Source organism: Dyella acidisoli (assembly GCF_030160295.1).
GTDB classification, from domain to species: Bacteria; Pseudomonadota; Gammaproteobacteria; order Xanthomonadales; family Rhodanobacteraceae; genus Dyella_B; species Dyella_B acidisoli.
This window is the reverse complement of sequence record NZ_BSOB01000043.1, coordinates 1-6,886: the sequence shown is the minus strand read 5'-3', so window position 1 is coordinate 6,886 and position 6,886 is coordinate 1. Positions and strand designations below refer to the sequence as shown.

At 58.6% G+C, this 6,886-nt stretch carries 7 protein-coding genes; 5 read left to right on the top strand and 2 right to left on the bottom strand.

Annotated elements, in window-relative coordinates; translation table 11 throughout:
- On the top strand, positions 1-724 hold a 724-nt coding region (locus QQJ86_RS16275), incomplete at its 5' end, for an IS30 family transposase (protein ID WP_284322018.1).
- A 150-nt stretch (positions 725-874) separates the two neighbouring features.
- Here QQJ86_RS16275 and poxB read toward each other — a convergent pair.
- Positions 875-2,593 (bottom strand): ubiquinone-dependent pyruvate dehydrogenase, encoded by a 1,719-nt coding sequence (poxB, locus tag QQJ86_RS16270; RefSeq protein ID WP_284322017.1) that lies wholly within the window; start codon positions 2,591-2,593, stop codon positions 875-877.
- Positions 2,594-2,983: 390 nt separating this feature from the next.
- Here poxB and QQJ86_RS16265 point away from each other — a divergent pair, with 390 nt between their 5' ends.
- On the top strand, positions 2,984-3,478 hold the full coding sequence (locus QQJ86_RS16265; protein WP_284322016.1) for a hypothetical protein: 495 nt from the start codon (positions 2,984-2,986) through the stop codon (positions 3,476-3,478).
- Between the two features lie 23 nt (positions 3,479-3,501).
- Here the strand turns inward: QQJ86_RS16265 and QQJ86_RS16260 are convergent, their stop codons facing one another.
- Complete coding sequence (locus QQJ86_RS16260; protein ID WP_284322015.1) at positions 3,502-4,482, bottom strand: LysR family transcriptional regulator; 981 nt, start codon at positions 4,480-4,482, stop codon at positions 3,502-3,504.
- A gap of 66 nt (positions 4,483-4,548) precedes the next feature.
- Between QQJ86_RS16260 and QQJ86_RS16255 the strand changes: the two genes are divergently transcribed.
- The 3 genes from QQJ86_RS16255 (at position 4,549) to QQJ86_RS16245 (ending at position 6,283) form a co-directional block, all read left to right on the top strand.
- Complete coding sequence (locus QQJ86_RS16255) at positions 4,549-5,304, top strand: SDR family NAD(P)-dependent oxidoreductase (RefSeq protein ID WP_284322014.1); 756 nt, start codon at positions 4,549-4,551, stop codon at positions 5,302-5,304.
- Between the two features lie 89 nt (positions 5,305-5,393).
- Positions 5,394-5,831, top strand: coding sequence for a DoxX family protein (locus QQJ86_RS16250; RefSeq protein ID WP_284322013.1), 438 nt, complete (start codon positions 5,394-5,396; stop codon positions 5,829-5,831).
- An 86-nt stretch (positions 5,832-5,917) separates the two neighbouring features.
- Positions 5,918-6,283 (top strand): nuclear transport factor 2 family protein, encoded by a 366-nt coding sequence (locus QQJ86_RS16245; protein ID WP_284322012.1) that lies wholly within the window; start codon positions 5,918-5,920, stop codon positions 6,281-6,283.
- The last annotated feature ends 603 nt before the right edge of the window (positions 6,284-6,886 follow it).

The window sequence follows — 6,886 nt, the reverse complement described above, 5'->3', positions numbered from 1 at the left end:
GCGTCGGCGGTATCCCGATCAACCGGCCAGACACGTGTCTCACGAAACGATTTACACCGCCATTTATGCCGCACCGCGCGGTGCGTTACGACGCGAACTGGTGGGCTTGCTGCGCCAACATAAGTGTGCCCGTCGCCCACGGAGTCAAGGCACCGATCGACGCGGCCACATGCCCGATTTGCCGAGCATCCACGATCGGCCGCCGGACGCCAACGAACGCCTGCTGCCAGGGCATTGGGAGGGTGACTTCATCAAGGGAGCGCGCAATCAATCGTCCGTGGGCGTGTTGGTGGATCGACGCACCTTATTCCTGAAGTTGGTGAAGATGGACGGCTGCTCGGCACCGCAGGCGCTGGAGGGGTTTAGTCGTGCTTTCCAGTTGTTACCGGCGTCATTGCGCCAGACCCTGACCTATGACCAAGGCAAGGAGATGGCGCTGTACAAGACATTGTCCGAGCGCACGGGACTGTCGATCTACTTTGCGGACCCGCACAGTCCCTGGCAGCGGGGGATCTGCGAAAACACCAATGGCTTGTTGCGGCAATACCTTCCCAAAGGCACGGACCTATCGGTGCACAGCCAACGCCAACTGGATGCGATTGCGCGCAAGCTCAATACGCGACCGCGCGCTACCTTGGACTACCACTGCCCGGCTGAGATGTTTATGCGGGCGCTCGGTCGCGATGATCTGGCGCAGAAGATTGATGATGCACTTCTAGATTGACTCCGCCGTTACTTTTCTTTGGGCCAGCAAAGAAAAGTGACTCGGGCCCTTTAGGGTCCGAAAGCGCCGCAGGCAATGCCCCAATCCGCGAAATGCCCAGCCATGCGAATCGGACCGCAACTGCGCCTGTAGCAAGAGTACGTCTCGCCCTCACCGCAACAAATTCACCTTCGCCAAATCCACCAACTGACTGCCGCGCCCATCCAGCACCGCCTTGATCATGAAGAGGCCAAACTTGTAAGCCTCATCGAACGTCGTCTTGGGCGGCATGCCAAGCTCCTGCCGCGCGCTGACCACGTCGACCAGCACCGGGCCATTGTGCGCAAACGCTTCGATCAGCGCCGGACGAAGGTCTTCGGCACGTTCCACGCGAATACCCTTGACGCCCACCGCACTGGCCATTTGCGCAAAGTTGGGATTGACCAGGTCGCAGCCGGAATCGATGAAGCCATTGGCCTTCATCTCCATCTCGACGAAGCCCAGCGTGCCGTTGTTCAGCAGCACGATCTTCACGGGAAGATCCAACTGCGTCAGTGATAGGAATTCGCCCATCATCATCGCAAAGCCGCCGTCGCCGGACATGGAGATCACTTGGCGATCGGGGCAGGCGACCTGTGCACCGATGGCGTGCAACATCGCATTCGCCATGGAGCCATGATTGAACGAACCGACAATCCTGCGCCTGCCGTTGACCTTCAGGTAACGTGCCGTCCACAAGATCGGCGTGCCCACGTCGCACGTGAAGATCGCATCTTCCGAGGCGAGTTCGCTGACCAGCTTCGTTACGTACTGAGGGTGAATGAGATCGCTGCCATGCCTGGGCTCAGCCAGCTCGTCGAGCCCTTCGCGCGCTTTCTTGTAATGGGCCAGGGCGGCGTCGAGATGGCTGGAGTCTGTCTTTTCGGTAATCGTCGGTAGAAGCATCTGCAGCGTTTCACGAACATCGCCGATCAGGCCAAGATCAAGCGGGCAGCGATTGCCCAGCGCCTCTGGGCGTACGTCAATCTGTGCCACTTTGGCTTGCTTCGGATAGAACTGGCGATACGGAAAATCGGTGCCGAGCAACAGCAACGTATCGCAGTCTTTCATCGCGGCATAGCCGGATGAAAAGCCAACTAGGCCCGTCATGCCGACGTCGTAAGGATTGTCGTATTCCATGTATTCCTTGCCGCGCAAGGTGTGCACGATGGGTGCTTTCAGGCGGCGCGCCAATTCCACGACTTCATCATGGGCTCCGGCGCAGCCGGCGCCGCAAAGCATGGTGACGCGGGTAGCGTCCTTGAGCAGTTGCGTCAGTCGCTTCAAGTCTTTCAAAGCTGGATGCAGGATCGGCTTCGTCGGCGTGATCCAGCGGGGAACTTCGGCGACAGCATCCCGCAGCGAAACATCCCCTGGCATAACCACGACCGCCACGCCGCGTCGCGCGACCGCCGAACGGATGGCGCGGCCAAGTATCTGCGGAAGCTGGCTCGGGTTGGACACCAGTTCCACGTAGTGGCTGCACTCCTTGAAGAGGATCTCCGGATGCGTGGCCTGGAAGTAATCGGTGCCGATTTCCGTGCTCGGAATATGCGACGCGATTGCCAACACCGGCACGCCACTACGATGGCAGTCGAACAAACCGTTGATGAGATGAAGATTGCCGGGACCGCAGCTGCCGGCACACACCGCAAGCTCACCCGTCAAATGCGCCTCTGCGCCGGCGGCGAAGGCCGCGGCTTCTTCATGGCGCATATGCAGCCACTCGATCGAGTTGCGGCGAAAAGCATCGGTCAGGCCGTTCAGCGAATCGCCGACGACGCCATAAACATGTTTGACGCCCGCCTGTTCAAGCGCCTTGGCGACGTATTCGGCGGAGGACATGGTCATGGTAGTGATCTCCCTGATGGTGAGGTGGGGTGACGCTCTCTGGGGAACGTGGCGATTGGATGGTCGCTTGGCGATCGGCGATGGCCTTTGCCGGGGATGTCGACGGTTGTTTAGGACATTAGCGCTATAGAAGGCCGCGCGGCTTGTACGCGTCTGACGGGCTATGGACGAATTCCCTATCTCGCTGTTCATCGCGACAGCCTCGCAAAAGCTTGTGCGGCGTCTCTGTTGCAAAGAGAACGGCATGTCGGATCCGTTCCTTGCCGAACATTTTCATCCAATACCATCCAGGCGAGGCGACGTACCGTTCATTCAAGGACATCACGCGGCGAACCGCATGGCCATGACGCTTCGTATTTCAAGGGCGACGAACGAAGCACGGATGGCGCTATGAATGCCGGTTACATCTCCGCGCTGGCAGGTCTCACTGGTGCGGGCATCGGCGGCCTGACCTCCTTTGCCACCTCCTGGATCACTCAGCGCACGCAGCTTTTGGCCCAATATCGCGAGGCTGAGCTGAAACGGCGCGAGACGCTATTCAATGCCTTTATTGCCGAAGCCTCACGGCTCTACGGCGATGCATTGGTAACCGGTAAGGACGATGTCACCCAGCTAGTGAAGTTGTATGCATTGGTAACTCGCATACGTCTCACATCCTCGCCGGCTGTATTGATCGCAGCAGAGCGTGCCATGGATACCATCGTCGACACCTACCTCAAGCCGAACATGACCCTGCACGAACTCAAGCGTTTTGCAGAGCAGGGCGGTATGGATTTTCTGCGTGATTTTGGCGAGGCATGCCGAGTTGAACTCGCTGATATCAGGTGGAATCCATTCGGCCAGCGCAATCACCAAGCACCAGGCCCAGAAATTGGCGACGCTTGAAGGAAGGGCAGAGGTTCCCTAAGTCACCTTTTGTGGTGACTTGGTGGCTTCCAGCCCATAAGCGTCTCCGCACTCCATTCCGCCGCGGTGAGTTTCTCGATGAAAAAGTCAGCCAACGCGCTGACTTTCGCGGGCCGTGCGCGAGTCGTGGGGGTTACGAAATACAAGCCGCCTTCGGGCATGCGCCAATCCGTCAGGATGGGCTCAAGCTGCTTATCCACGAAGTATTGCGTGGCGACAAACTCAGGAAGCTCGGTGATCGCAAGTCCCGCGAGGACGGTTGGCAGCAACGCATCCACGCTCGTTCCCCGTAATGGTCCGGTCGGTGTGACGAGGCATTCCTCGCCGTTTTTGTGGGTAAAGCGCCAGACGTCGCGCTTGCTTCTGTTTGCGTAGGTAAGGCACTGGTGTGCACCAAGATCATGCGGATGCTGCGGACGGCCATAGCGAGACAGATAGGTCGGTGATGCCACCACAAACCGGCGCACAGGTGCGATGAGGCGTGCGACGAGTGACGAATCTTCCATGACCGCAATGCGCAGGGCGGCGTCGAAGCCTTCGCCAATCAGATCGGCATGCGCATCGGTGAGATGAAGATCGACGGAAATATCCGGATAGGCGCGAAAGAACTCGGGCAATAGCGGGGCAACCCATCGCGCGCCGAAGGAGAGCGGCGCAGCCAGCTTCACCAATCCGCGCGGTCGGCTTGAGGTTTCGCGCGCGACATCCTCGGCCTCCTCGGCGTCCGCGTAGATTTTTGCCGCGCGCTCGGCAAGCGTGTGGCCGTAGTCCGTGAGTGCGAGTCGTCGAGAAGTGCGGTTGAACAATCGGCCTCCCAACCGCTCTTCCAGGCGGGTAACGGCCCGGGAAACCGTGGCGACCGAGACGCCCATGGCGGTTGCCGCCGCAGCGAATGAACCCTCTTCGGCGACCTTCGCGAACATCGCGAGCCCTTCGAAATCTGGCAGTTTTGACATAGACAATTCTGCAACGATGGTTTTCATTCATTTCTATTTCGAAAAGTAGCACGCCGCCTTAGATTTGTCCCGCCACCCCACAGGAGACAGATCATGGCTCGCAAACTCGAAGGAAAAATAGCTGTCGTCACCGGCGGCACCGCAGGCATCGGCCTCGCCACCGCCAAGCGTTTTGCAACGGAAGGTGCACAAGTTTTTGTTACCGGTCGCCGCCAAGCCGAGCTTGATGCCGCCGTTGCGGCGATCGGGCCGAGGGCCACCGGCGTCCAAGCGGACTCCACCCATCTCAGCGATCTCAACCGGCTCTATGAGCGTGTGAAGACCGCGGCGGGCCGCATCGACGTGCTGTTCGTCAACGCCGGCGGCGGTTCGATGCTGCCATTGGGATCGATCACAGAAGAGCAATATGACGACACCTTCGGCCGCAACGTGAAGGGCGTGCTTTTCACGGTGCAGAAGGCGCTGCCGCTGCTGGTCGATGGTGCTTCCGTGATCCTCACCGCGTCCAACGTAAGCATCAAAGGCACGCCGGCATTCAGTGTGTACAGCGCCTCCAAGGCAGCGGTGCGCAACTTTGCCCGGAGCTGGACGCTTGATCTGAAGTCACGCGGAATTCGCGTGAACGTCATCAGCCCGGGTCCGATCAAGACACCTGGCCTCGTCGACTTGGCCGGCCCCGACGCCGCGCAGCAACAAGGCCTGCTCGATTACATGGCCTCGACCATTCCGCTTGGGCGTGTTGGCGATCCCGACGATGTCGCCGGCGCGGCTGCCTTCCTCGCTTCCTCCGATGCGAGCTTCATCGCCGGCGCTGAACTCTTCGTCGATGGCGGACAAGCGCAAATCTGATCCGAATCCTTTGAGCGGCCGAACTCACTCGAGCCGGCCACTCAATGCCTAAAGCAACTCAAACATCCCACCACAAAGGACATTTCGCTATGAGCAACCAAACCTATGCTGGCGCCGGGGTCGTTTCCTCGGCTGTTCCTGAAGCCCTCACCACCATCGTTCCGGCCGTAGGCCGCTTGATGATCAGCACCATCTTCATCCTCGCCGGGCTTTCCAAGCTTGCGGCACCGGCGATGACCATCGCTTACATCCAATCGGTTGGACTGCCATTGCCACAGATTGCATTCGGCATCTCCGTGTTGGTCGAAGTCGTTGGCGGATTCACGCTACTGCTTGGCTACCGCACGCGAATCGTCGCAAGCATTCTGTTCGTGTTTGCACTGGTGACGGCCGCGTTCTTCCACCACAACTTTGCAGACCAGAACCAGTTCATCCATTTCTTCAAGAACGTTGCGATGGCTGGCGGCTTGCTGCACGTGGTCGCGTTCGGTGGCGGCCGGATCAGCCTCGATGGACGGCGCTCGTGAGACCTCGACTGGAGCGGCTTAGGCCGCTCCAGTTCATTCATAGAAACCAAAGCTCGGTCAACCGTTAATAACTAAGGAGACATGTCATGAGTGACCGTATCCATGAACTGCTTTATCGCAATCTGCAGGAAGTCTTCGGCGAAGGCGACGCTACACGCCGTCGCAAGGCGATCGAAGAACTGTATACCGAAGATTCTGTGGTCTATGTGCCGCCAGGCGCCATTGTCGGGCACGACGCGCTCGATAAATTTGCCGGAGATCTTCGCGCGACGCATCCGCACTTTGCTTATGCGCCGCATGGCGAACCTCAGGCGCTCCACAATGCGGGTCGCCTGGCCTGGGGTTCCGGTCCGCGCGGTGAGACGCCTGAGTACACGGGCGTGGATGTGATCATTGTTCGCGATGGGAAGATTGCGGCGCTGTATGTTTTTCTTGATTCCATGCCTTCATAAGTTGGGCTTTTGGGTTCTTGTTTGATGCATGGTGACTTGAGAGACTCACTAAGTGAGTGCCTCTCTCTCTTTGGGGCCTGATTAGCGTTTTGCCTCAGCTGGGCCTTCGTTTGTTGGGACATTGCCTGCGGCGCTTCCGGTCGCGAAGCGACCGGGTTACTTTTCTTTGCTGGCCCAAAGAAAAGTAACCCAAAGAAATGGCCTCAAGAGCTCATGGCGTGTGCAAGTTACAAGCCTGAAAGATTACGCCTTGCTTTGATCGTTGGCGGGCCCAGCTTCTACCGTGCCGCTATACCGCGAGGCGTCGAAGCGTTGAGGGCTTAAAGCGGGCCTGCCAACAAGTTGAGCTCTACTGAGATCTGCCAGATCAGCCAGATCTGCCTTAAGTCCTCAGCGCTTCGACGCCTCGCGGTATAGCGGGAGCGTTGAACCATGGGCGAGCAACCACCTATCTAGCCAGAAACGTTCAGGCTTTTACCTTACCCATGCCGCGAGCTTCTCAGGCCATTTCTTTGGGTTACTTTTCTTTGGGCCAGCCAGTACTGTCCGGTTAATCGGCAAATAAAATCAATTGGTTAGCGTCACCGCTCTCGGTAAGTTGTA